Here is a 23,875-nt window from a genome sequence, read left to right as displayed (position 1 = left end):
CGAGGCTCGCGCACCGGCACCGTTCCCGCGGGTGGATTCCTGCGCCCGCCCGCGTTCGCACGGGTCAGCCATCGACGAATCGCCAACGGCTCCTATATCAGTCACTGCTGATTATCCTCCGAAAACCGCCGCGCCGATGCCAAGGACCTAACAGATGCCGCACCCCGCGATGCCGAACTGGTGGCCCCGCGAAGATTTCAGGCGTGCCCGATATCGAGTTTCTTCATCTTTTCCCACAGGTTCTTGCGGCTGATGCCGAGCAACTCAGCCGTGCGCCCGATGTGCCCGTCGCAGGATTCGAGCGCACCGCGGATGTAGCGGCATTCGCATTCGCGCAGGTAATCGCCCAGCGGCGCCTGCACGTCGCCCGCCGTCGGCGCGACTTCAGCGTCGGGAAACAGCGCAGCAGGCGTGATCCATTCGGCCGGGCTCATGATGCAGGCGCGCTCGACCGCATGCTTGAGCTCGCGCACGTTGCCGGGCCAGGGGTAGGCCAGCGCAGCCTCCTCGGCGGCGGGAACGAGGTGGCGGCGCGCCTCGCCGCTCTGGCGCGCGATATCGGAAAGGAAGCGCCGGATCAGCCACGGGATGTCCTCGCGCCGCTCGCGCAGCGGCGGCACGCGGATCTGCACGACATTGACGCGATAGAAGAGGTCCTCGCGGAACGTGCCCTCCGCGACCATCGCCTTCAGGTCGCGATGCGTCGCGCACACGAGCAGCAGGTCCACCGGAATCGGGCGCTCACCGCCGACGCGCACGACCTGCCGCTCCTGCACCGCGCGCAGCAGCCTCACCTGCATCGCCAGCGTCATCTCGCCGATCTCGTCGAGGAACAGCGTACCGCCGTGGGCCTGCTCGAACACACCGGCCCGGGTGCGCGCGGCGCCGGTGAAAGCGCCCTTCTCGTGGCCGAAGAGTTCCGGCTCGAGCAACGTTTCGGGCACCGCGCCGCAGTTCAACGCGACGAAGGGACGACGCGCGGCGTCGGGCAGGCAGGCATGCAGACGCTGGGCGACGCGCTCCTTGCCGACGCCCGACTCGCCGACGATCAGGACCGTGCTGGCGGCCCGCGCGAGCCGCGGCAGCATCGCCTCGATGCGCTGCATCGCGGGCGACACGCCCAGCGGCTCGAGCCCGGGGACGCCCTCCTCCTGCGCCTGCGCGGCCGCCGCGATCTCCAGCACCCGGGCGACGAGCGCGTCGAGGTCGAAGGGCTTGGTGACGTAGTCGCACGCGCCGCGCTTGATCAGCGCGACGGCCTGGTCGACGGTGCCGTAGCCGGTGATGAACACGAAGGGCGGGGGCTGCGGCAATGCGCCGGCTGCCCAGTCGAAGATCGCTTCGCCGGTGGTATCGCCCAGGCGCATGTCGCTGATGACGACGTCGAAGGCCTGTTCGCGCAGGCTGCGCATCGCTTCGGCGCCGCTGGTGCACCAGCGCGCGTCGAAGCCTTCGAGGCGGAAGCGCTCGCACAGGGACTCGCCCATGATCGGATCGTCCTCGACGAGGCACACGCGCACGGCGGCATTCATGATGCGGACTCCATTTCGACGGCCAGGCCCAGCGGCAGATCGACCGCAAACACGGTGAGGCCCGGCTCGCTGTGCACCGAGATGTGCCCCCCGAGCCCGGTGACGATCTGATAGGTGATCCACAAGCCGAGACCGTGCTTGCCATTGCCGTCCCCGACGAAGGGCTCGAACAGGTAGGGCAGGCGCGCCTCCTCGATGTAGCGGCCGTCATTGCGCACCGCCATCGTCATGCCGTCCGCCGACAGGCCGATGTCGCAGGCGACGGAGCCTCCCGCCTCGACCGCCTGCAGCGCGTTGAGCACGAGGTTGATCAGCACCTGCCGCACCAACGTCGCCGGCAGCGGGATCTCGTCCGGCAGTTCGCAGTTCCATTGCAGTCGCGCAAACTTCTTCGCCGCCTCGGGCTTGAGCAGGATATGCACGTCCTCGATGTCCTGCGGCGCCAGCGGATGGCTCGGCGCCTTGGCCTCGACCAGCAGTGCCGACACCGTGTCGCGGATCTGCAGCAGCCCGCGTTCGAGCAGCGACATCGTGCGCGCGGCGAGTTCGGGGTCGCTCGCGCCATGCTTGCGGTAGGTGCCGATGGCGTTGAGCATCCCGCCGAGCGGATTGTTGATCTCGTGCGCGATGCCGCCGGTGAGCCGGCCGATCGCCGCGAGCCGCTCTGAGAACAGCATCTCGCGCTCGAGTCCCGCCTTCTCGCGCAACTCGTCGAACATCCGCTCCACCGCCCGCCCGACCTGGCCGAGCTCGTCCTTCGAATCCTCGAATTGCAGCGCGCCGGGCGGCGGAATCGTCGCGCCGACCTTGCCGATGCAATCGGCCAGATGCACCAGCGGCTCGGCCATGCGTCGCCCCCAGAACCACGACACGGGCAGGATCAACAGCAGCACGAACAGCGTCACCAGCGTCGCACTGAGCCACATGCCGGCAAAGCGCGACTGCATGAAGGTGCTGGTGTGCTCGAGGATCATGTGGCCGAGGCGCACGCCGTCCGCGTCGATCGGCGTGATTACGTACAGCTTGTCGCCGATCTCCACGCTGTACGACGCCGTGCCGGCAGCGCCGTCGATCCGGCTCGCGATCTCGCGTGCCGCCTCGCCGCGCTCGTGCAGCGGCGCGAGGATGGGGTAGCGCGCCGGATCGGTCGACACGTAGATGCGCAGGCGCGGATCGACGAGCGTGATCGCGCTGGCCTGCTCGCCGCCACCGGGCGACGTCGCCGCACGCACGATCTCGAAGGCGCGCCACAGGTCGTCGTGCAACATCGGCGCAACCAGCGTCTGGCTCAGCACCGCCGACCAGCGCGCCGAGCCGTCGAGCATGTCGCGGCGCAGGTCCCGGTATTCGCGCAGCAGCAGCGAAGCCGTGAGCACCGTCGCGGTAACCAGCACCAGCACCGTCGCGCGCAGCGGAATCTTGTAGCGGAAGCTGATGTCGCGGAAATGCAGCAAGCGTCCTCCTAGGCGTTGGGCTGGCCGATGGTGCGCAGCATGCGCTCGATGTCCGCATAGAGAGCCGGCGTGCCGAGGGCGAAGCGGTCGAGGTTGAGCTGGCGCAGGAACCCCGCGCCGGCGCCGTCATCGTGCATCGCGAGGAGGATCTCCTGCATGCGCTTGAACAGCGCAGGCGATGCCGCGGGCCCGGCGACGAAAGGAGGAAAACCGAACGGCGGCGAGCGGTCGGCAACGCGCGTGCGCCCGGTCAGTTCCGCGTGCGTGCGTGCGAGCGTGTCCCAGACGTAGCCGTCGACCGCCCCGCCGTGCGCGACGTCCAGCGCCACCGCCTCGACCACCTTCTTGTGCGAATAGGTGAAGAAAGTGCGGCGGAAGAAGTTCGCCGGCGAGGTATTCGCGCGGTTGAGCTGATAGTGCGGATAGAGATAGCCGGAGTTCGAATCCGGATCGGAGAACGCGAACACGCGGTCGCGCAGCTCGGTGATCTTGGTGGTGGCCGTATCCCGCGCAGGCACGATGAGGTAGGAGCGGTACAGCGGCTGCCCCTGATGCACGGGCACCACCAGCAGCCGCATCCAGCGCTGCTCGCGCACGTAGGGATAACCGCACAGCCACGCGAAGTGCAGCTTCTCCTGGCGCATCAGCTCGACGATCTCGCGGTAGCTGCCGCGCTGGATGAATTCGACCGGTCGCCCCAGCGCCTGCGCGAGGTAGTCGCGCCACGCGCCGAGAAAGCCCACCTGGTCGTCGAGGAACACCGGAGTCATGCCGATCCGCACGACATCGCCGCCGGTCTCCGCGAACGCCCGGGCGCCGCGACCGGCAAACGCGAGGCCGCACAGGCCGAACAAGGCCTGCCGCCGGTTCATCGCTCCCCCATTCCCGAGGCCAGCATCCCTCCCCCTTCCCGTTCGCTCGTGGAAGAACGGGTCTCCTGCCTACGCAAGAACCGCACCGAGGGTGCACGCCGACAGCCTGCGCCCATCGTGCCGGGATCCCCGTTACCAAATCGTAACAAAACCCTGTTCCCAACTGCAGTTTAGGTTACCGAACCGTAACCCGCGACTCCCCCCGGCTCCTTCTGGAAACGCATATTTCCTTATTTTTCCGTTACTTGAATCGAATGGCCCGGCTCTTGCGGTACTAGCTCGACCAATCCGGAAGGCGACCATGAATCAAGATCTCCGCCATCTCGCCCGCGACGCTGCCCCCGCAGGACCGGAGGACGGTTTTCGGCGCCTGCACGCACTCGGACTCGTCGGCCTGCGCCGTGCGGCGTGCATCGCGGGGACCCTGCCGGCGACCGCATGCAAGCGCTGCGAAGTGGCCTGCCCTCACGGCTGCATCGCACTCGGCGAGGACGCGCCGCTGCTCGACCCGGCCGCGTGCAGTGGCTGTGGCCTCTGCGCTGCCGCTTGCCCGACGGGTGCCCTGGCGGTCGATGGGGTAAGGCTGCCGGCGACGGTGCCTGCCCGGGGACTGGTGCTGAGTTGCGAGCGCAGCCGCGCGGCGATCGACGCCCCCCTGCACCGCGTGGCCTGCCTCGGAGGGCTCGCCGTCAACGACTGGCTGCGACTCGCGATCGCCGCCGGCGATGCACCGATTCGGCTGGTCGATGACGGCGCCTGCGCAGCGTGCGGCAATGCACGCGCGCACCAAGCGCCCTGGCGCGCGCCCCTGGAGATCGCGCGCCGCGCGCTGTCCGAAGCCGGCATGCGGGCAAACCACCTGCCTGCGGCGGTCGGCCCGGACGCGTTACCGAACGGTAACCGCCCGGATGCCGCGACCGACGAGTTGCCCATCGAAAGCCGACGCCGCTTCTTTGCGGGCCTCTCGCGTTCGCTCGCCGCAGCCGTCACCCGGACAGCGACGGGCGAGACCTTGCAAGCCGACATTCCCGTCGCCCGGGGACGCCGCGTCGGCATCGCAACCCATCGTGGCGACGAGACGCGCGTATTGCTCGAGCACATCGCACGTCGCTTCGGCCAACCCCATCCCCGGTCCGCGCTGCTGCCTGCACTTACGGTTAGCACCGCCTGCCGGGCACACGGCGCGTGTTCGCGCGCATGTCCGACGGGCGCCCTGCACCTCGAAACAGATCGTGGCGATGGGCACGCCCGCTTGCAGTTCGACGCATGGCTGTGCGTCGATTGCGGCGCTTGTGCGCAGATCTGTCCATCCCATGCGCTCGAACACGAAGCGCGCGCCTGGCGTCCCTTGGGTGCCCCGCCCGTGCTCGCGACGATCGAACAAAGCGAGTGCGTGCGCTGCGGCGCCCTGTTCGCCGCGCACGACGACGAAGCGCTGTGCGAGCGCTGCCGCAAGAGCGAAAACCTCGCACGCGCCGGATTTGCCCTCTTCAGCCGCCCGCACAGAGACGCGCCGGCAGCCCCCGAGGGCCCTTAGCCCCCGCCGCGCTCGTCATGAACGCCATACCAAGAGGGTCAATGGAGGAGTCAGGAAAATGGAAATGCTCAAGAAACTCATTTCGCGGCGCCGCTTCCTGCAGGTCAGCGGTGCGGGAACGGCGGCCGGCGCGGCGGTGGCGGGCAGCGGCGGATTCGGCATCGCGCAGTTGTCGACGCTGAAGGAAGCACAGGCAGCCACCGTCGACAGCAACACCGTGGTCACCAAGAGCATCTGCGCACAATGCCCGGCGCGCTGCGGCATCGACGTCTACACGACCAATGGCAAGGTGCACGCGATCTACGGCAACGCCGGCCATCCGATCGCCAACGGCAAGGGCTGCCCGAAGATGCACCTGGGCACCTACATCCTGTACGACCCGGATCGCTTCAAGGGGCCGATGAAGCGCACGAACCCGAAGAAGGGGCGCAACGAGGACCCGCAGTTCGTGCCGATCACGTGGGACGAGGCCTGGCAGACGGTCGCCGACCGCATGAACGCATTGCGCGACAAGAGCGAGTCGCACCGCTTCGGCCTGTTCTTCGGGCGCGGCTGGGGCGCGACCGACGTCGGCGTGACGCTCGTGCCGATGGCAAAGCTTTACGGCTCACCCAACATCGGTATCGGCCACTCCTCGATGTGCTCGGACGGTTCGGTGCTTGCGAAGCAATGCACCGACGGCAACGCGTCCTACAGCTCGTACGACTACCGCAACGCCAACTACCTGCTGATCTTCGGCGCCAACTTCCTCGAGTCCTTCCGCCCGTACAACAACAACCTGCAGGTGTGGGGCTACATCCGCGGCGAGAAGGCGCCGAAGACACGCGTGACCGCCGTCGACGTGCACATGAACCAGACGCTGTCCGCATCGGACCGCGCGCTCATCATCAAGCCCGGCACCGACGGCGCGCTGGCGCTGGCGATCGCCCATGTGATCCTGACCGAAGGCCTGTGGGACCGGAATTTCGTCGGCAATTTCGCGGACGGCCAGAACCACTTCAAGGCGGGCGAACCGGTCGACGCGGCGTTCAACGAGAAGTGGACACTAGGGCTCACCGAATGGTGGAACGTCGAACTGAAAGACCGCACGCCGAAATGGGCCGAAGGCGTCACGACGATTCCCGCCGACCTCATCGTCAAGACGGCGCGAGAATTCGCGACGACGCGCCCGGCCATCGCGCTGTTCGAGCGCGGCGCGCACAACCACAGCAACGGCGTGCTCAACGGCATGGCGATCCATTCGCTCAACGCGCTGGTCGGCTCGCTCTTCGCCGAGGGCGGCCTCGCCTACCAGATGGGGCCCGCCTACGGTCCGGCGCCCGCAAACCCGGACGACCATCTCGACGACTACGCGAAGAACGGCCCGCACAAGGACATGCCACGCATCGACCTGAAAGGGCACGAGGACGGCTACATGTTCGCGAAGAACATGCTGCAGGAAGTGCCGAAGAACCATCTCGCGGGCAAGCCGTACAAGATGGACACGGTCATGTTCTACATGACCAACCCGGTGTTCTCGTCGCCCGATGCGACGGCGTGGGAGAAGATGCTCGCCGAGGTCTTCGTCATCGACACCTCGCCCTTCCCGGGTGAGACGGCGATGATGGCCGACCTGATCCTGCCCGACTCGACCTACCTCGAACGCTGGCAGGATGCACCCACCTACCCCTTCCAGGGCTGGCCGCTCGCGCAGATCCGCACCCCCGCGATCAAGCCGCTGTACGACACCCAGACCTTCGGCAACACCCTGATCGAAATCGGCAAGCGCCTCAAGGGCCCCGCCAGCGAGTACTACGCCAAGCTTGAAAACGTCGAGAACATCTTGCGCCACCTGGCCAAGGGCTTCGAGGCCACGCCCGGCGACAACGGCGTGAACAGCTTCGAGTCGTGGGTCGAGAAAGGCGTCTGGTACAAGAAGCCCTATCACTGGCGCCAGGTGCGCGGCGACTTCTTCGAGTGGGACGGCCAGGGCTGGAACAAGCCGATGAGCGCCGACGACGTGAAGAAGAACTTGCTCAAGACCGATTCGGGCAAGTTCGAATTCAAGTCCTCCTACCTCGACCACAAGCGCGACTGGGTGATCGCGAAGACCGGCCGCGACCCGGCGAAATTCAACTTCCCGCACTGGGAGGAGCCGAAATACACCGGCAGCGGCGACCTGCACTTCGTCACGCCAAAGAACGCGCTCCACGCGGAAGGACGCAGCGCGAACATCCCCAACGCGATCTCGCTGATGCAGCCGACCGCCGGCGGACGCAGACAGGTGTATGCAGAAGTGCATCCCTCCGTCGCGAAAGCCAAGGGATTCAGGGACGGCGACCGCATCCGCATCAAATCGACACTCGGCGAGATCGTCGCCGTCGCCCGCGTCACCGAGCTCACCCGCCCCGACACCATCGTGCTGCCCTTCGAGCACGGCCACTGGGCGCACGGCCGCTGGGCCAAGGGACGCGGATCGCACGTGGATTCGATCATCGACAACCAGTCCGACCGCATCTCGGGCATGGCCAATTACTACACCGGCAAGGTGTCGGTCGAGAAGGCTTGAGGAGACTCGCAAAATGGCTAAATGGGGAATGGTCATCGACCTGGAGAAGTGCACCGGCTGCCAGGCCTGCAGCACCGCCTGCCAGATGGAAAACAACCGTCTGCCCGGCGAGAACTACCAGGACGTCCTGTACTACACGGAAGGCAAGCACCCGACGCCGCAACTGAAGTGGTTCCCGCGCCCCTGCATGCACTGCGAGGAACCGTCGTGCATGCATGTGTGCCCGACCAAGGCCACCTACAAGACCGAGGACGGCGTCGTGCTGATCGACTGGGACAAGTGCATCGGCTGCAAGTACTGCATGATCGCGTGCCCATACGGCGTGCGCTTCTACACCGACGAAAAGCCGCTGATCGAACCGAACATCAAGCAGGTGTTCAAGGGCGACGGCGACCTGTCGTGGAACCCGCCGTACAAGGGCCCGCAGCAGGACCCGAAGCACGGCGTCGGCATCCAGCCCAACGGCGTCGTGTCGAAGTGCAACTTCTGCTACCACAAGATCAGCAAGGCGCCCAAGGGCACGGCGGATCTCGACGAGAGCAATCCCGAGCTCGTCGAATACGTGCCCGCCTGCGTGCGCACCTGCGCGCCCAAGGCCCGCTACTTCGGCGACCTGGACAACCCGAACTCGCAGGTCAGCCGGCTGATTTCCGACAAGCAGGGCACGCGTCTGCTCGACCACACCGGCAACAAGCCGCAGGTGTATTACGTCAGCGGCGGCGGCGCGGCCAGCGGCGCGGTTCCGGGCACCCGCTCGAACACGAAGGCTTGAGGAGGAGCACACCATGGCAACAAATACTCAAGGCAGCGGCGCGGTGAGCGCGGTACTGATGGCCGGCCTCGCGGGCCTGGTCGTCAGCCTCGGCATCGCCTTCTTCAACCTGCTGTCGGGCGGCCACAGCGCCTTCAACACCGGCAGCGACGGCGTCTCGTGGGGGCTGCCGGTGGTCAACTACGTGTTCTTCGCACTGACCTCGACCGGCCTCACGCTGGTCGCCTCGGTGGCGATGACCTTCGGCAACAGGGCTTGGTACCCCATCGCCAAGCGCTGCGTGTGGCTGTCGCTGGTCACGCTGGTGGCAGGGTTCGCATCGCTGGCGCTGGAGCTGGGCCACCCGTTCCGCATGCTGTGGGCGATCCCGCTGAACGCGCAGCTCGTCTCGCCGCTCAACTGGATGGGCATCTTCTACGCCGTGTTCCTCGTGCTCGGCATCCTCAAGTTCCTGCGCATCCACAACGGCGACTGGAACAGCGCCACGAGCAAGCAGATCGGTCTCGCGGCGCTGGTCACCGAACTGCTCGCAGGCGGCATGCTCGGCATGGCCTTCGGCGCGATGGCGATGCGCCCGATGTGGTACGGCAACCTCGTGCCGCTGTACTTCATCCTCACCGCGGCCTGCACCGGCGCGGCCTTCGCGATGCTGGTCACCCGCCTCAGCTACAGCAGCGAGGACACGATGCCGGCCCAGGTGCGCACGCTGATGCGGGGGCCGCTGCCGACCGCCTTCGCAGGGCTGCTCGGCATCACCATCCTCGTGATCGGCTACCGCACCGTGATCGGCCTGTGGAGCAACGCCGACGGCCTGCAAGTGTGGGACGCCATCGTCGCCTCGCCGTGGTACTGGATCGAAGCCGCGCTGCTGATCGGCGCCTTCTACCTCCTGCTGCAACGCAAGGCCCTGGCAGTGGCCTCGGTGATGGTGATCGGCGGCTTCTTCATCGACCGCTACGACTTCGTCATCGGCGGGCAGCTCCTGCCGCTGTTCAAGGGCAGCTGGGTGCCCGATCTGATCGCCTACACGCCGTCGACGACCGAGTGGATGCTCACGCTGCTGGCGTTCTCGATTGCGTTCGTCGGCTGGGCGCTGGGCGAGAAGATGCTGAAGCTCGACGCCGCGCCGCAGGACTGAGCGCTTCTCCCGGCGGACCGGTTTGCCCCCGGTCCGCTCCCCGGCCGGGCGCGTTCTCCCCGCCCCCGGCCACCTTCCGGAAGCCCGCATGATGGACGCACGCAACATCGAATCCCTGACCGAGCGCGGCGAGTTCTACCTGTGCCTCGCGCGCGCCTTCCTCACGCCGCACACAGTGCAGGCCTTCGACGGCCTGCGCGACGCATTGGCAGACGACTTGGCGGAACTCGCCGCCTCGCTCGGCTACGCCTGCGCCGATGCGCTCGCGGACTACCGCGCCGCAATCGCCGCGATCCCCGACCACCTGACGCTGCTCGGGCGCTACAGCGCGCTGTTCGTTACACCGCCGCGCACGGTACAGATCAACACCGCCTGCTACCTCGACGGCGCGCTCAACGGCGGTACCGTCGCGGCAATGGATGAGGCCTATCGAAGCTGCGGTGTCGAACGCGGCGCGGATTTCCACGATCTCTCCGACCATGTATCGGTGCAACTCGAGTTCGTCGCCCTGCTCTACCTGCGCAGCGCCCAAGCACTGGAGGCCGGCACACCGCTGCCGCCGGTGCACCCCGAATATTTCCTCCACGACCCCGTCGCGCGCTGGTTGCCGGCCTTCATCCGCGACCTCGAATCCGCCGACACAGGCCCGAATCCGTGGCTGCCGCTGACGCGCGTCCTCGTCGCCGCCGTCGCCCACGATGCCTGCGCCGAAAGCCTGCCCCCCGCCGAACTGCGCGCCCGCCGAGCCATCGGCAAGGCCCGTCACGAACGCGCAATGCGCGGCGTGACGGCCGAGGACATGGCCTTCATCGCCCGGAAACTGCGCGAAAAGGGGCTGTCCACGGATCACCTGGCAATCCCGCCGGAACGGCGCGACGAGGCCCGAGGCTACTCGCGCGGCACACCGCCCGGGCCGCGCAAGGGATCACGTTACGAATGAGGCGGGCCGCAAGACTATGGCAAATGGTCGCGTTCGCTGTTCGCGGCCGGCAATGTCGCTGCCGACGTCGACATTTAGGAATGCGATGCGCGGAACGCACACTCGTTGCGCACAAGCACTCAACATCGTCGGAAACTCGTGGCGGGCAGTTCGTCGGCCGGAGTTGTCCGTCAGTGCTTGATCGATCAACGCCCGGAGCCGACCGTGACCTGCCCGATGATGTTTGCACGGTCGAAGTCGGCTTCCTGATCTTCAAACCGCCAGTCAGCTCCTCAGGCTGAGCGCCTCGTTCTCGGCCACAGCGGACGCACGATCATTTCCAGACCGGACATTCGTCGGTAGAGCCAACGTCGCGGAAGCGGCCGTTGGGTGCGCTCGGGGCAATTGAGCCCTTGAGCGGCAGGTTCGAAAGTGTTCCAGACTGCGCATTCCGACGAACGTGACCGCCTGCACCGACGAACGTGACCGGTGGGGTCTGCGCGCAAGCGTGGGGTTCAGATTCTAACCGCGTCGGTCACGATCACGGTCGATTGGGGGCAGTGCGCAGGCTTATCCACAGGCGACCGCCAGCGCGCCTCATACGCTGGCGGGCGGGCGCCTGTGGGTAAGGCGTATCGCGCGCACGGCCTCATGCTTTTTCCTTTCTGCGCATCGATTCGCCCTTGAGGGCGAACTTGTGCGCGGCGTGCACGACGCGATCGAGGATGGCGTCGGCGAAGGTCGGATCGCCCAGATAGGTGTGCCAGTGCTCGATCGGTAACTGGCTGGTGATCACGGTCGAACGCGTGCCGACCCGATCGTCCAGAAGCTCCAGCAGGTCGGAGCGCTCTTGCGCCGACGGCGCCGCCAGGCCCCAGTCATCGATGACGATCAGATCGAGGCGCGCGAGCTGCATCAGCCGCCGACTGAAGCTGCCGTCGGCGTGCGCGATGCGCAGTTCCTCGAAGAGCCGCGGCAGACGCACGTAGTAGGCCGACAGTCCCTGCCGGCAGGCAGCATTGGCGAGCGCGCAGGCGAGCCAGGTCTTGCCACTGCCGGTCGGTCCGGTGATGAGGCAGTTCTGGTGGTGGCGAATCCACTGGCCAGTTCCGAGCGCGGCGATCTGGCTGCGCTCGAGCCCGCGCCCGGCGCGGTAGTCGACATCCTCCAGGCAGGCGGCAGCGGCCTTGATGCGGGCCGCTTTGAGCAGCCGGTCGATGCGTTTGCCATCGCGCAACAGGATCTCGCGATCGATGAGCTGGGCGAAGCGCTCCTCGAAACTGAGCGCGGCGATGGCGGGCTGGGTGAGCTGTTCTTCGAAGGCGTGCGCCATGCCTTCCAGGCGCAGGGCGCGCAGTTGTTGCAGGCTGTGTTGCATCAGCATCGATGTTCTCCGGTGGGTGGAATCAGTGGTAGTAGTGCGCGCCGCGCAGGTTCTCGTGCGCGGCGGGGAGCGCCAGTTCGGTTTGGCTAGCGGCGGCGGGGGTGGGTAGCGGTGCCCGGTCAAGCCCGCTCTTGAGGATGGAGGCGACACTGCGGTAACGCATCGCGCCCAGCGTCACTGCGCGGGTGGCCGCGGCCTCGAGGCGTTCGTTGCCGTATTGACGACCGAGGCGCATCAGCCCGAGACAGGCGCGGTAGCCCTGCTCGGGGTGCGGCATGCGTTCGAGTTGGTGGAGGACCACCTGCTCGGTGTGCGGTCCGACCGTCGCGCCCCAGCCGACGAGTTTGCCGGGCGACCACTGACGGTGTGCCTGGTGCGAGGCGGGCATGTGTTCGGTGAGCGTGGTGAAGGCACCGTGCCGGTGGCTTCTCGCATGCACGGCCACGCGCCTGCCGGCGGCGAGGCATTCGATGCTGCTCGCGGTGATGCGCAGCTCCACCGCTTGGCCGGCGAGCGCATAGGGCACGCTGTAGTAATGCCCGTCGAACTCGACGTGGTAATCGATGTTGGGCTTGGCCCGCTTCCACTGGGCGAACTGGAAGGGCGTGGCCGGCAACGCGCGCAGCGCCGGGCGGTCGAGCGTCTCGAACGCTTCGCGGCGGCAGCCCGGCAGGCGGCGAAAGGGGCGCGTGTTCAACGGCTCGATCAGCGCGGCGATCGCCTCGTTCAACTCGACCAGTGAGAAGAAACGCCGATGCCGCAGCCGCGCCAGAATCCAGCGCTGCACGATCTGCACGCCAACCTCGACCTTGGCCTTGTCCTGTGGCTTGTAAGGGCGCGCGGGCAGGATCGCCACGCCGTAGTGCGCCGCGAATTCGGCGGTCGTGCGTTGCAGTTGCGGCTCGTAGCGGTCGGCCTGCCCGACCAGCGAGCGGGTATTGTCGGGCACGACGAGTTCAGGCACGCCACCGATGAAGGTCAGCGCCTTCGCCAACGACCCCAGCCAGTCCGCCTGCGACTGCGTCGCCGTGGCACAGGCGAAGGTGTAGCTCGAGGCCCCGAGTACCGCGACGAAGACCTGCGCGCGGGAAATCTCGCCGGTGCCGGCATCAACAATCGGCACCGTGTCGCCGGCGTAGTCGATGAAGAGTTTCTCGCCGGCGCGGTGCACTTGGCGCATCGAGCGCTTCAGGCTGCGAGCAAAAGCGCGGTACAGGTCGCAAAAGCGCGAATAATGGTAGCTCGGCCCGTCGGCCGCCTGCACGTACTCTTCCCACAGCAGCGCGAGCGTGACGCTCTTCTTCTTCAGTCCCTGATGCACCGCCGCCAGGTCCGGCGGCACGTAGCCCGCCGTCGCCCCGCGTGGGCGCATCGTCCCGCCGAGCCACCCGCGCAGCTGCGCCTCGTCGGCCGCCGACAACTCGGCCCACGCCCGTCCGCTCGCCTCGGCCGCCTTCACATACTTGGCGACCACCCCCTTCGAAATCGACAGCGCGCGGGCGATGCGCTCATGCGAGAGCGCGCAGTCGTACTTGAGCCGTAACAGCTCCCTGATCTTGTGCATGGCAATCCGCTCCGCCGGCATCCCCGTCTCCGCGCAAAGCGCGCGAGGGTAGCCGGCCTGATAAACGACGTTGCCACGCCTGCTGCATACACCCGTTCCGATCTGATCGTGACCGGCGATTCCGACAACGTGACCGGTCATTCCGACGACCGCCCAAATCGGTCACGATCAAATCGGAATCCGCGGTCACCATCCCGGAAACACCGGTCACACCCTTCTCGGAATCAGCGGTCACGTTGGGTCGGAATCCGCACCAGACGTTGGCCAGCGACGTGCCGAGGTCTCTGTCCGGCCTGAAGCGGCCCACCAGTTACTCGTGCAGCGAACCGTCTCTGCCAAGGTCTGCAGCACTCAGAAAGCGGTCTCCCAACCGATACTGAATCGCCCCGGGTTCCGTGGAGGCCGGTTGGTTTAAGTCAGGCCGCGATGGCGGCCTGACGGGCGAGTTGCCTGTAGTAGTTTGCCTCAGCTTCTGCGGGCGGGATATACCCGATGGGTTCGAGCAGCCTGTGGTGGTTAAACCAGGACACCCATTCCAGCGTTGCCAACTCCACGGATTCCTTGGTTTTCCAAGGCGCTCGCCGGTGGATCATCTCTGCCTTGTACAAACCATTGATCGTCTCTGCCAGAGCATTGTCATAGCTGTCGCCCTTGCTACCCACTGATGGCTCAATCCCCGCCTCGGCCAGCCGCTCGCTGTAGCGGATCGAGACGTACTGCGAGCCTCTGTCGGAGTGGTGGATCAGGGCTTCTTCGGGACTTGGTTGGCGGGCGTACAGCGCCTGTTCCAGCGCATCGAGCACGAAGTCCGTGTGCATGGAACTGCTCACGCGCCAGCCCACGATGCGTCGGGCAAAGACGTCGATGACGAAGGCCACATAAAGCCAGCCTTGCCAGGTCGAGACATAGGTGAAGTCCGAGACCCACAACTGGTTGGGACGATCGGCCTTGAACTGCCGATTGACCCGATCCAGCGGACACACCGCCTTGCTGTCGCTGATCGTGGTGCGCACGACCTTGCCGCGCACGACACCCCGCAAACCCTGACGGCGCATGAGCCGCTCGACCGTGCAGCGGGCCACCGCGACACCTTCCCGGTTCAGTTGCCGCCAGACTTTGTCGGCACCATAAACCTGCAGGTTAGCTTGCCAGACGCGTTCGATCTCGGGAATCAACGCTTCATCACGCTGCACCCTCGGGCTGCGTCGTTCAGGGTTGCGCTGCAGGGCGACATGACGCCGGTAGCCGGACGGGGCGATCTGCAATTGCCTGCAGATCGGCTCGACCCCGAAAGCATCACGATGCGCGTCGACGAAAGACCTCAGGACTTGAATCGGCGGTCGAGCTCCGCCTGGGCGAAAAACGCACTGGCTGAATCGACCCGGGTTTTCTAGACGGTCCCGTTCTTCAAAAAATACTGCCGCTCGAACTCTACCGGCGAGAGCTGGTTGGTGAAACCGTGGCGTCGTCGCGGGTTGTAGAAAAGCTCGATGTAATCGAACACATCGGAGCGCGCCTGTGCCCGATCCGTGTAGATCTTTCGCTTGATCCGCTCGCGCTTCAGGAGCTGAAAGAAACTTTCGGCGACCGCGTTGTCGTGGCAGTTGCCGCGCCGGCTCATGCTCGGCACCAAGCGGTGCGCCTTCAGAAAGTCTTGCCAGTCGTGGCTGCTGAACTGGCTGCCCTGATCCGAATGCACCACCACCTCCTCGGTGGGTTTGCGCCGCCACACCGCCATCAGCAAGGCGTTCAACGCCAGCTCCTTGGTCATTCGCTCGCCCATCGACCAACCAATGACCTGGCGGGAGAACAGATCGAGCACCGCACAAAGGTACAGCCACCCCTCATGTGTTCGGATGTAGGTGATGTCGGTCACCCAGCTCTTGTTCGGTCCGCTCGGAGCGAACTGCCGCTCGAGCAGATTCGGGGCGACCACCGCAGGCCGTCCACCGTAGCGACCGGGACGGCGCCCGTAGCCGGTGTGCGAGCGCAGGCCCGCCAAGCGCATCAACCGCGCCACGCGATGCTTGCCACACGGCTCGCCCATGTCGTGCAGATCGTTGCGGATCTTGCGATAGCCATAGACGCGACCGCTGGCTTCCCAGCATTGCGTGATGAGCGCACCGACCCGCTGGTCGTTGTTTGAACGCTCAGAGGTGGGCTCCTGCTTCCACGCGTAGTAGCCGCTTGGATGCACCGCCATCGTCGAACACAGGCGACGCACCGGGTACTGCGCCGCGTGAGCGTCGATGAAGGCGTACTTCACCCGGACTGCTTGGCAAAGTACGCGGCGGCCTTTTTTAGGATGTCGCGCTCCTCGGTCACGCGCCGCAGCTCGGCCTTCAGGCGCCGGATCTCGTCGGCTTGGCCGTCGTGCTGGGCGCGCTGCTCCGCGGGAACGGAATAGCGCTTGATCCAGGTGTAAAGGCTATGGGCGCTCACGCCGAGCCGTACCGCCACTTCGGCAACCGCATGCCCCCGCTCGGTTACCTGCTTGACCGCTTCGATCTTGAACTCTTCGGTGAAGCGCTGCTGCGCCTTCTTCGTTTCCATCAACACCTCCATGACGCCTCATTGTGAGGCAAAAGGGTGTCTAGGAAACCCGGGGCGATTCAGGCAAGCTTCAGGATTTCATTGGCTTTGCGCAGTTCTCGGGCGTAGTGGTTGTTCCTAGTCACTTGATCAGTCATTGACAACCTCCCTGTCGATATGTCCTGTCCAGTTCACAGACCGCCTAAAACGCGGGGCGGTCCTCAACTGGCAATGGCGTCCATCTCAAGCCAATGCGCCGGTGCCTCTCGTCCGAAGAGATGGTTGTTTAGGCCGTTAGTCTTCTCCTCACGCGCGGAGAGGTTTCTCTCAAGCTGACTGCAGTTCATCCGAACGTGCAGTTTGCGAAGACGGTCCAGCTCCGAATCCTTGAACGCGCTCTCCGCTTCCTTCTTCATCCACACGTAGGCGCGCCGATCGGCGCAAGTCAGGAACACCTTCCACGCAGCAAAAGCGCTGGGAGCGTCGACCGCCTGTATGAACCTGGACCACCACATGCGGGCCAAAGCTCCTCTGTTGTGCCACTTGGCCATGCGACTCGCGAGCGACTCGATGGAGGTCACCTTTAGTCCGAACGGCCAGTCCAACGTCTGAGGGTCCGGGTAAGAACGCAAAGCATCAAGCATCAGCCCGCGCTTTCGCCGCCACTGGTACGCAGACGCCTGATCCTGCTGGATGAGCTTGTCGAGCCAACCATCGCAGCTATTGACCTGGGCAGCGATGACAGTGTCCAGGATTGCCAAGTCCGTGCTGGTCAGAGCGAACGCGGTGAGGGACTCCCGCAGCTTCTCGACCTCAGGCGAATCTGGCGCCCTGAACACCATGTGAATGAACTCCGAGATTCCGGCGGTTCCCTTCATCTTGGTTCGCACGACGCTAGCCAAGGCCTCCCACAGTACTGCACCTTGAGCAGGAGCAACCTCCAGCATCACCTCGCAAAGGGCCATGTATAGCCCCTCGGCTGAACGTACGCGCTTCACAAAATCCGATGTTTTGTCTTGCCCCCCATCCAACAGCTTATTCCACTCTGCCGGCGCGCAGTTGTACGCCGCTCTTACTGCAGAGACTTCGAACGACTGCAAGTAGAAGCTGTAGCCGCTCGCGCGAATCTTTCGGATGCTAGCAGCCGCTGCCTTGGAGAGTTCCTCCATCCGGCGGTTGGCTGCCTCTGCACTCTCGCCCATCGCGCGAAAGAATTCGCGCTCCGAAGTCTCCTGGTGCTTTGACTCTCTGATGCCGATGCTGGGCAGCCCCCCCATTTCCGGACTACGCATGGAGAGTTCACCTGGCGGCTCAGCGATTTCACCAGCAGCGCTCAACACCAGCCGGACGAGAGAGACGGATACGGATTGCAGCTCCAGGGGCTGACTACCACGCGACACAGCTGTATCCAGCCAGCGCCACGGCGCGATGAGCGCCTGCACGTCTTCAAAGCTGAAGGTCTTGGAAGCACGCGCGACTGCATCGCTGCCATAGTGCGAAGCAAAGGCATCCGCTGCATCGGCCTTCCAGTTCTTGGAGAGCAGGCGCTGTCCACACACCTCCGGGGCGCACAGTGAGAGCGCCATAAAGCTGATGTTCCTGAGCTCCTCATCCTCGCTGTCGAGCGTGTGCAGCAACTTCTCGGCCAGCGCCGCGGCATCCTTCGTTTGCTGCTGCGCCATCACTTCAAGGACGATGCGCTCCGCCCTAGGCGACGGCTGGTGCTTCTCGAGGAACTTGCCCAAATGCTCAGCGCTTGCTGGTCGCAAGACCTCCTGGAGGTCAAGCGTCGCACGATACTCGCCCGCGTTGAGCAGGTGTTCGAGCTGTTGCTCCACGGGCATATGTAGGATTTCAAGCTGCAGGCAGAAGGTATTGGCAATCTCCTCGTAGCTCTCAAGCTTGGTGCCGGTGCGCAGGCCCGCAAGCGTTGGCATGTCCTCAGGCGCAACCAGAAGCAGCAGCTCCGCCAGGTGCAACGCGGACCAGTATTTCTGCTCTCCCCGCCGGGCAGCAAGCGCCTGCAAGTGACGGCGTGACGCCTCGGAGAACTTTTCTGGCAGAAACCTGGCTGCGACAGGCTGCAGCTTCTCCCACTGATGGTCCTCGCTGGTGTGGTGCATGCCCTGACGAACTCCCTCGAACGTCTGTGCATCGAGCGACAAGGCGAGCGCTCTGAGAATGTCTTCGGGCATGCTGACCGTAGGGTCAGATAGGAAATCGTTGACCTTCTCCAGCCGCCTCCATACGGGAAGGTCCTCGGTCGCCAAGATGGCTTCGAGATGCCGCCGTTCCGGCTCGATGAAGGAGTGGGCGGGGTCCTTCTCGTAGTCGTCTTCGTATTTCCAGGCCGCGCCGAAAGTCTCGTCGACCTCCGACGCTCGCTTCTCCATGCTCTCTTCTCCGCCAACTCGCAGCAGCAAAGCGGCCGCGCGGTTGCAAAGCCGTGAATGCACACCAGGTTCGGCCCGGGTGGCAAGCATCGCATCGGCAAGTCGCCAGAGAAACTCTCTTGTCTTTTGCTCGTCGGCGCTTGCAATCGACGCCAACCAGTGAAAGCCCGCCCAGATCTTGCCGAACCCACCGACTTGGGCTGCCTCCCGCACCGCCGCCGTGCGGAAAATCTCTGGGAACTGAGTCAGGTCGTGCCCTTCCAGAATTCCCGGAATGGCTGATGCAGGGTCGCCCAGATGCTGGTAGTCGAGCTGCAGCCGCACTCCAAGGACAAGCTTTTCTCCTGGTTGGGCCGTCCCGATACGCTCAACGATTTGATCGTGATCCCTCTGGGCGAAGTGTGTTGTGTCAGCAATCTTGTCTGGGCGCGGGACGTAGAACCATCCAGCCCAATGGACAAGCCGCCGCTCGATGAACTGCCAATCCTCAGCGCGTGTCCTTGGCAGCATTCGAAGACTCCGAATCGCCAACTGGCGAGCCGCCCCACGAGCCTGGCTTGATGAGCGCTCGACAACCGCGAGCATGGAGCGAGGCAGCGCGTCGCCGAATACGGCAGCGTCTTGCTCGTAGGTTCGGCCCGGGTTCTGGGCGTTCATCCAAGTCACCAGAAGGCAATCGGTCTTGACCTCTCCGTCGGACCCAGCGCCAGCCGAAATCACGGACAGCGCCGCTCGCAGCACCTCGGTGGTCTGGTCGATGGCGCTAACCGGCTCGACCCACTCCTCGAGTGCTGCGTGCTGAGCATCGAAGTCGTCGCCCCTGTTGTCCAGCGTCTCGAGTAGGGCCAAGGCCAAGCCAAGCACCGCTGCCTCATTGCGCAGGAGCACTTGAGTCGTGGCTCCGACCTTCCTCTTCTCGAACAGATGTCCGTCGACGAGCTCGCTCAGACGGCGTTGAACACCTTCGGGCGTCAATGCCGGCGAGGCCAGGCTGCTCTCGAGTTCCTTCACCGGCTCGGGCTTTGCCAGCACACCGGTGTCTTTGATGCGTTCCCGGTGGTGTCTTGCCCTGTCTGCGAGCCACTGGGCCCAATCGTCTGGTGTGAAGGCGCTGCGCTCGCGCTGCTCCAGAACGTCTCGCCCATACTCAAAGAGGAGGCGGTGCACTGTGGCGTCCGACTTCAGCGCGTCGTTGTCCTTAAGCCGGTACACAAGTGGAAACAGCCGCGGTGTGCGCGCCAGTTGGCGAAGTGACTCGTGCAGTTGCTCCTTGCTCATCGCATGCAGGCGTAGAACCTCTTCAAATTCGGCGTCGTCGTACACATGCGCTGGGATCTCGACCGGCCGGGGGTCGATTTGAGAGAGCCGCCTCAGGTCCTGCTCGAAGTAGCTTTGCCTGCAGGTCATCAGGAGTCGCACGCGTCCCAGCAGGACGTCCGCCTGCAACGTCTGCGCCAAGCCCGTCCAGTTCGTGTGCGGGTGCTGATTCAACCCGTCCAGGAAAAGGAAGAAGGTCGGCCCCTCTGTGACGGGGCTTGTAAGCAAACGCGTCACGCGCGTGCGCCAGTACCTGTCCGTCAGGGTCGAGTTGGTGTGCTCTTTGAGGGTATTGGCGAGGAGTTCCTGGATGCCACCAACCGAGACATCGTAGTTCTTTGCGAAAGCACCAGAGGGAACCACCAGGACGATAGGCAGATCGTCACAGCTTTGGCGAGCCCAGTCCAGTGCCGCCCATGTCTTTCCGACACCTTCTAGGCCCGTGACAGCCACGGGCGCCTCAAGCTTGCTCGGGGCGTTCCACCAGGATGTAAGTTCCTTGAGCGGTCCCTTGCGCGAAATGAGGTGAACTCCCGCCTCTCCTCCTGCGGCGTCCTGCCCCAGATAAGCGCGGGATTGCCTGCGACTTTCCCAGATCGACTTCAAATGTTTGTGCGAGGACTCACGCAGGCTCTTGTAGCCAATGTTCCAGACCTCGATGTCCTTGCGCAGGTTGTCGACGGCCGGCCCAACGAGCGGCGCAAGCGCTCGAGCCGCGTCCGCCGCCGTCTTACTGAGGTGCTGCTCGACCACTTCTGGCCAAGTTGCACACAAAGCTGCTAAAGAGCAGATGCCAGCGCCACTTGCCGGTGGAGTCCAATCAATGACGATGACCGCGATTCCGTTTTTTTGCCCCTGCCTCCAGGCTAGTCTGCGCTCGTTCTCCTTGACCTTTTTCGTGGCCATGAGAATCCAGGCTTCCAAGAGTTCGTCGTCATCTGCCGCCTCCGCAACCTCGCCCGCCAAGTCGCGGGAGCGCAGTCCGGTCGATTCTTGGTAGCGCTTGCATTCGATGCGCAGTCGACGCCCGCGCAAGCCGGCCGTGCCGGCATCGGCGCCTACTTGGTGTCCGCTCTTAGAGACCGTGATCGCTACATCACCGAGGAGTCGACTTATCAGATGCGCCGACAAGTGCTCGAAGACAGAGTCGTCGTGGGTCTCGAGTTCGGACTTGAGCAAGTCCAGTTGTGGATTGGTCGCAGTCGCAGCGGACTTCCTTGAAGCCATTTCCCCTCCTAAGTCATCATTGTTTTGTCATCGCCTAGTTTACTGATGTTTGATAGACCCCGCGACGCGTAAAGTACGTTCGCCATGCTCGGTACGCCAGTGGCTAACTGGGCTGAAATTCGCTATGCGGATGGCAGTAGCGATGGCGCCCGATACTCTCGCCGTCAGTAATCGGCCGCATTGCTGACGTAACTCGGGACTTGTCCGAGCGGCAGCAAAGGTTTAGGTTTGTTTGACGTCTGCCCTTCACGTGACGAGGCTGGATGACGCGAGAGCGCCTGCGGGCAGACGTTGAATAAACCTCCAGGGACGAAACCGCGGAATGCTGGTGCGCGGTTCGGGTAGGACGCGGCCTATGGGGATTTGACGCCAGGCGGTGTTCCCAAGATGACCGATGATTGGCGCATCGAACCATCGGCAACGCACAGATCGACACCGACGGCGGTCATTGGCGCCACGATGACACGTGCCTGAGGCGGCGAATGCTGGCGATACGGCATCGAGCAACAGCCGGCCGCTCTCGGCGCCGGGAACTCGGGTGCCGATGCTGTCGTGTGACGAGAGAACTGCAGGCGGTGCATCATGGCGGTGCGCGAATCGGCTGTCGACGCATCATGATCTCGACGACAAGCATGGCGCCGCCGCAGCAGCGACAGACGAAGGTCGGCGGTGGCGTGACGGCGCTTTCGTTGTCGACCGGTTCGGGTCGAGGCACATCGAGCAAGGCACGCGCCGTGGCGAGATTCTGCTGTCGCCCGGCATTGGCCAGCAGTCCGTAGTGACGGATGCGGTGGAAGCCCGTTGGCAACACATGCAGCAGGAAGCGCCGCATGAACTCGTCGGCGGCGAGCGTCATCGTCTTGTGGCGGGTACGCCCCTTGGCCCGGTAGTCCTTCCAGCGGAAGGACACGTCACTGTCATTCATCGCCACCAATCGCCGGTTCGAGATGGCCACCCGGTGGGTGTAGCGGGAGAGGTAGGCCAATACGGCCTCGGGACCGGCGAACGGACGCTTGGCATACACCACCCACTCGCACCTGCGCAGCGGCACCAACCACCGGCCGAACGCGCCGGCATCGGCCAGGGGCGCGTGCTCGCCGAAGAATTGCAGCTGGCCGGCGCGATACCGCTTCTCGAGTTCCTCGATGAAGCGCCGACGGAACAAGCGCGACAGCACGCGCACCGGCAGGAAGAACCCGCGCCGGCAAGCGACCCAGCGCTTCCCGTCTGCAGAAATTCCACCGCCGGGGACGATGCCATGCACGTGGGGATGATGCGTCAATGCCGAACCCCAGGTGTGCAGGACCAGAGTGGCGCCGATCTGGGCGCCGAGGTGTTTCGGATCGGCGGCGATGGTCGTCAGCGTTTCCGCCGCCATGTCGAACAGCAGCCGGTAGAGCACCGCCTTGTTGGTGTAGGCGATGGCGCTGATCGGTTCGGGCAGCGTGAAGACGACGTGGTAATACTCGACCGGCAGCAGATCGGCTTGTCGGGCCTCGAGCCAGCGCTGGGCGGCACGCGCCTGGCACTTCGGGCAGTGCCGGTTGCGGCAGGAGTTGTAGCTGATCTCCTCATGCCCGCAGCCATTGCAACGCAATGCGTGTCCGCCCAGCGCCGCGGTACGGCACTGTTCGATGGCCGACATGACCTTGAGCTGACCGAGGCTCAGGTGGCCCGACTGCTGTGCTCGCCACGCGGGGCCATGGGTGCGGAAGATGTCGGCGACCTCCAGGGCAGGCCGCCCCATGGCGGCGCTACGGGGAGTTCAGCTTCTCCAACGGGCTGACGACCTCGCGCAGGATGTCGGTGGCGACCTGGGCGTACAGGGCGGTTGTTTCGAGCTTCTTGTGCCCGAGCAGGACCTGGATCAGGCGGATGTCGACCTTCTGCTCCAGCAGGTGCGTGGCAAAGGCATGGCGCAGCGAGTGCATCGATACCCGCTTCCCGATGCCGGCTTCGTCGGCAGCGGCGTGGATGGCACGGTCGAGTTGCCGGGCGCTGAGGTGCCGGACCGGATCCTGACCCGGGAACAGCCAGCCGCCATCGAGCATCTTGCCCTGCGCGCGGGCCACCCGCCACCACACGCGCAGCCGTTCCAGCAGCAACGGCGACAGCATCGCATAACGATCCTTCTGGCCCTTGCCTTGTTCAACCCGCAGGGTCATGCGCTGGCTGTCGATGTCGCTCACCTTCAGGGACACCACTTCGCTGATGCGTAGGCCCGTGGCATAGGCCAGAGCCAGGGCGGTTTGGTGTTTCAGGTTGCCCGCCGCAGCGATCAGGCGCTTCACCTCGTCCGGGCTCAGGATCACCGGCAACGTGCGCGGCAGATGCACCGGCTGCATCTTGGCCATCAGCTCGGGACGGTCGAGCGTGACGGTGAAGAAGAACTTCAAGCCAGAAATTGCCGCGTTGAGCGACGTGGGCGACGTCCCGTGATCAACGAGGTACAGCTGGTAGTTCCGCAGATCCTCGACGGTCGCGGTATCCGGAGCGCGCCCAAGATACTTCGTGAAGTAGCGCACGGCGCGCACGTACCCTTCCTGGGTTCTGTCGCCCAGCTTGCGCATCCGCATGTCCTCGATCATGCGCTGGCGCAGTGGGCTGATGGGGCGGATAGTCGTTTCCATGACGTGCTCCTGTCGAAAACGAGGCGGATCGCCTCATCTCCAACATGGCAGAGCAC

Annotated in this window: 14 protein-coding genes, 1 pseudogene and 1 other annotated feature; of the genes and pseudogenes, 5 read left to right on the top strand and 10 right to left on the bottom strand. The window is 64.9% G+C overall.

The features are described from left to right. Positions 1-197: 197 nt before the first annotated feature. From AzCIB_RS05730 to AzCIB_RS05720, 3 genes are read right to left on the bottom strand one after another with little or no spacing between them, the layout of a single operon-like run. Positions 198-1,532: a sigma-54-dependent transcriptional regulator gene (locus AzCIB_RS05730; RefSeq protein WP_050415008.1), complete on the bottom strand. Its 1,335-nt coding sequence runs from the start codon at positions 1,530-1,532 to the stop codon at positions 198-200. Then, positions 1,529-2,986, bottom strand: a complete 1,458-nt coding sequence (locus AzCIB_RS05725; RefSeq protein WP_050415007.1) for a sensor histidine kinase — start codon at positions 2,984-2,986, stop codon at positions 1,529-1,531. Before AzCIB_RS05725 ends, AzCIB_RS05730 begins: the two co-directional genes overlap by 4 nt. An 8-nt stretch (positions 2,987-2,994) precedes the next feature. After that, the gene (locus AzCIB_RS05720; RefSeq protein WP_083446883.1) at positions 2,995-3,858 is read right to left on the bottom strand and encodes a substrate-binding domain-containing protein; all 864 of its coding nucleotides are present in this window, start codon (positions 3,856-3,858) and stop codon (positions 2,995-2,997) included. A gap of 301 nt (positions 3,859-4,159) precedes the next feature. On the opposite strand from AzCIB_RS05720, the gene AzCIB_RS05715 reads away from it, so the two are divergent. The 5 genes from AzCIB_RS05715 (at position 4,160) to AzCIB_RS05695 (ending at position 10,793) form a co-directional block, all read left to right on the top strand. Continuing rightward, positions 4,160-5,395: a 4Fe-4S binding protein gene (locus AzCIB_RS05715; RefSeq protein ID WP_050415006.1), complete on the top strand. Its 1,236-nt coding sequence runs from the start codon at positions 4,160-4,162 to the stop codon at positions 5,393-5,395. Between the two features lie 64 nt (positions 5,396-5,459). Next, a complete protein-coding gene (locus AzCIB_RS05710; protein ID WP_198149616.1) occupies positions 5,460-7,943 on the top strand; it encodes a molybdopterin-dependent oxidoreductase in 2,484 nt (827 codons plus the stop codon). A 13-nt stretch (positions 7,944-7,956) separates the two neighbouring features. Further along, positions 7,957-8,715 (top strand): 4Fe-4S dicluster domain-containing protein, encoded by a 759-nt coding sequence (locus AzCIB_RS05705; RefSeq protein ID WP_232299365.1) that lies wholly within the window; start codon positions 7,957-7,959, stop codon positions 8,713-8,715. 13 nt (positions 8,716-8,728) lie between these two features. Further along, a complete protein-coding gene (gene nrfD, locus AzCIB_RS05700; RefSeq protein WP_050415003.1) occupies positions 8,729-9,853 on the top strand; it encodes an NrfD/PsrC family molybdoenzyme membrane anchor subunit in 1,125 nt (374 codons plus the stop codon). A gap of 88 nt (positions 9,854-9,941) precedes the next feature. Continuing rightward, a complete protein-coding gene (locus AzCIB_RS05695; RefSeq protein ID WP_050415002.1) occupies positions 9,942-10,793 on the top strand; it encodes a TorD/DmsD family molecular chaperone in 852 nt (283 codons plus the stop codon). Between the two features lie 628 nt (positions 10,794-11,421). On the opposite strand, the gene istB is transcribed toward AzCIB_RS05695, so the two are convergent. The 7 genes and pseudogenes from istB to AzCIB_RS05655 form a co-directional block, all read right to left on the bottom strand. After that, a complete protein-coding gene (istB, locus tag AzCIB_RS05690; RefSeq protein ID WP_050415001.1) occupies positions 11,422-12,156 on the bottom strand; it encodes an IS21-like element ISAzo4 family helper ATPase IstB in 735 nt (244 codons plus the stop codon). 22 nt (positions 12,157-12,178) lie between these two features. Then, complete coding sequence (gene istA / locus AzCIB_RS05685; protein WP_050415000.1) at positions 12,179-13,741, bottom strand: IS21 family transposase; 1,563 nt, start codon at positions 13,739-13,741, stop codon at positions 12,179-12,181. Between the two features lie 395 nt (positions 13,742-14,136). Next, a pseudogene (locus AzCIB_RS05680) lies at positions 14,137-15,084 on the bottom strand (IS3 family transposase); the annotation flags it as partial. Continuing rightward, positions 14,971-15,087, bottom strand: a sequence feature (AL1L pseudoknot). Its footprint overlaps the pseudogene before it by 114 nt. Before the next feature lie 23 nt (positions 15,088-15,110). Continuing rightward, a protein-coding gene (locus AzCIB_RS05675; RefSeq protein ID WP_502685645.1) for an IS3 family transposase occupies positions 15,111-16,273 on the bottom strand; the annotation gives its coding sequence in 2 pieces (ribosomal slippage) (positions 15,111-16,015 and positions 16,015-16,273; 1,164 coding nt in all). Between the two features lie 200 nt (positions 16,274-16,473). Continuing rightward, positions 16,474-21,189 carry a hypothetical protein gene (locus tag AzCIB_RS05665; protein WP_050414998.1) on the bottom strand — a complete coding sequence of 1,572 codons (4,716 nt, stop codon included), beginning with the start codon at positions 21,187-21,189 and terminating at the stop codon, positions 16,474-16,476. 580 nt (positions 21,190-21,769) lie between these two features. Then, on the bottom strand, positions 21,770-22,936 hold the full coding sequence (locus AzCIB_RS05660; RefSeq protein WP_050414997.1) for an IS91 family transposase: 1,167 nt from the start codon (positions 22,934-22,936) through the stop codon (positions 21,770-21,772). A gap of 7 nt (positions 22,937-22,943) precedes the next feature. After that, positions 22,944-23,819, bottom strand: coding sequence for a tyrosine-type recombinase/integrase (locus tag AzCIB_RS05655; RefSeq protein WP_050414005.1), 876 nt, complete (start codon positions 23,817-23,819; stop codon positions 22,944-22,946). Positions 23,820-23,875 lie beyond the last annotated feature (56 nt).

The sequence above is a fragment of the Azoarcus sp. CIB genome (genome assembly GCF_001190925.1).
In the GTDB taxonomy this organism is placed as follows: Bacteria; Pseudomonadota; Gammaproteobacteria; order Burkholderiales; family Rhodocyclaceae; genus Aromatoleum.
The sequence above is the reverse complement of the archived record's forward strand: the minus strand, read 5'-3'. Positions and strand labels throughout refer to the sequence as shown.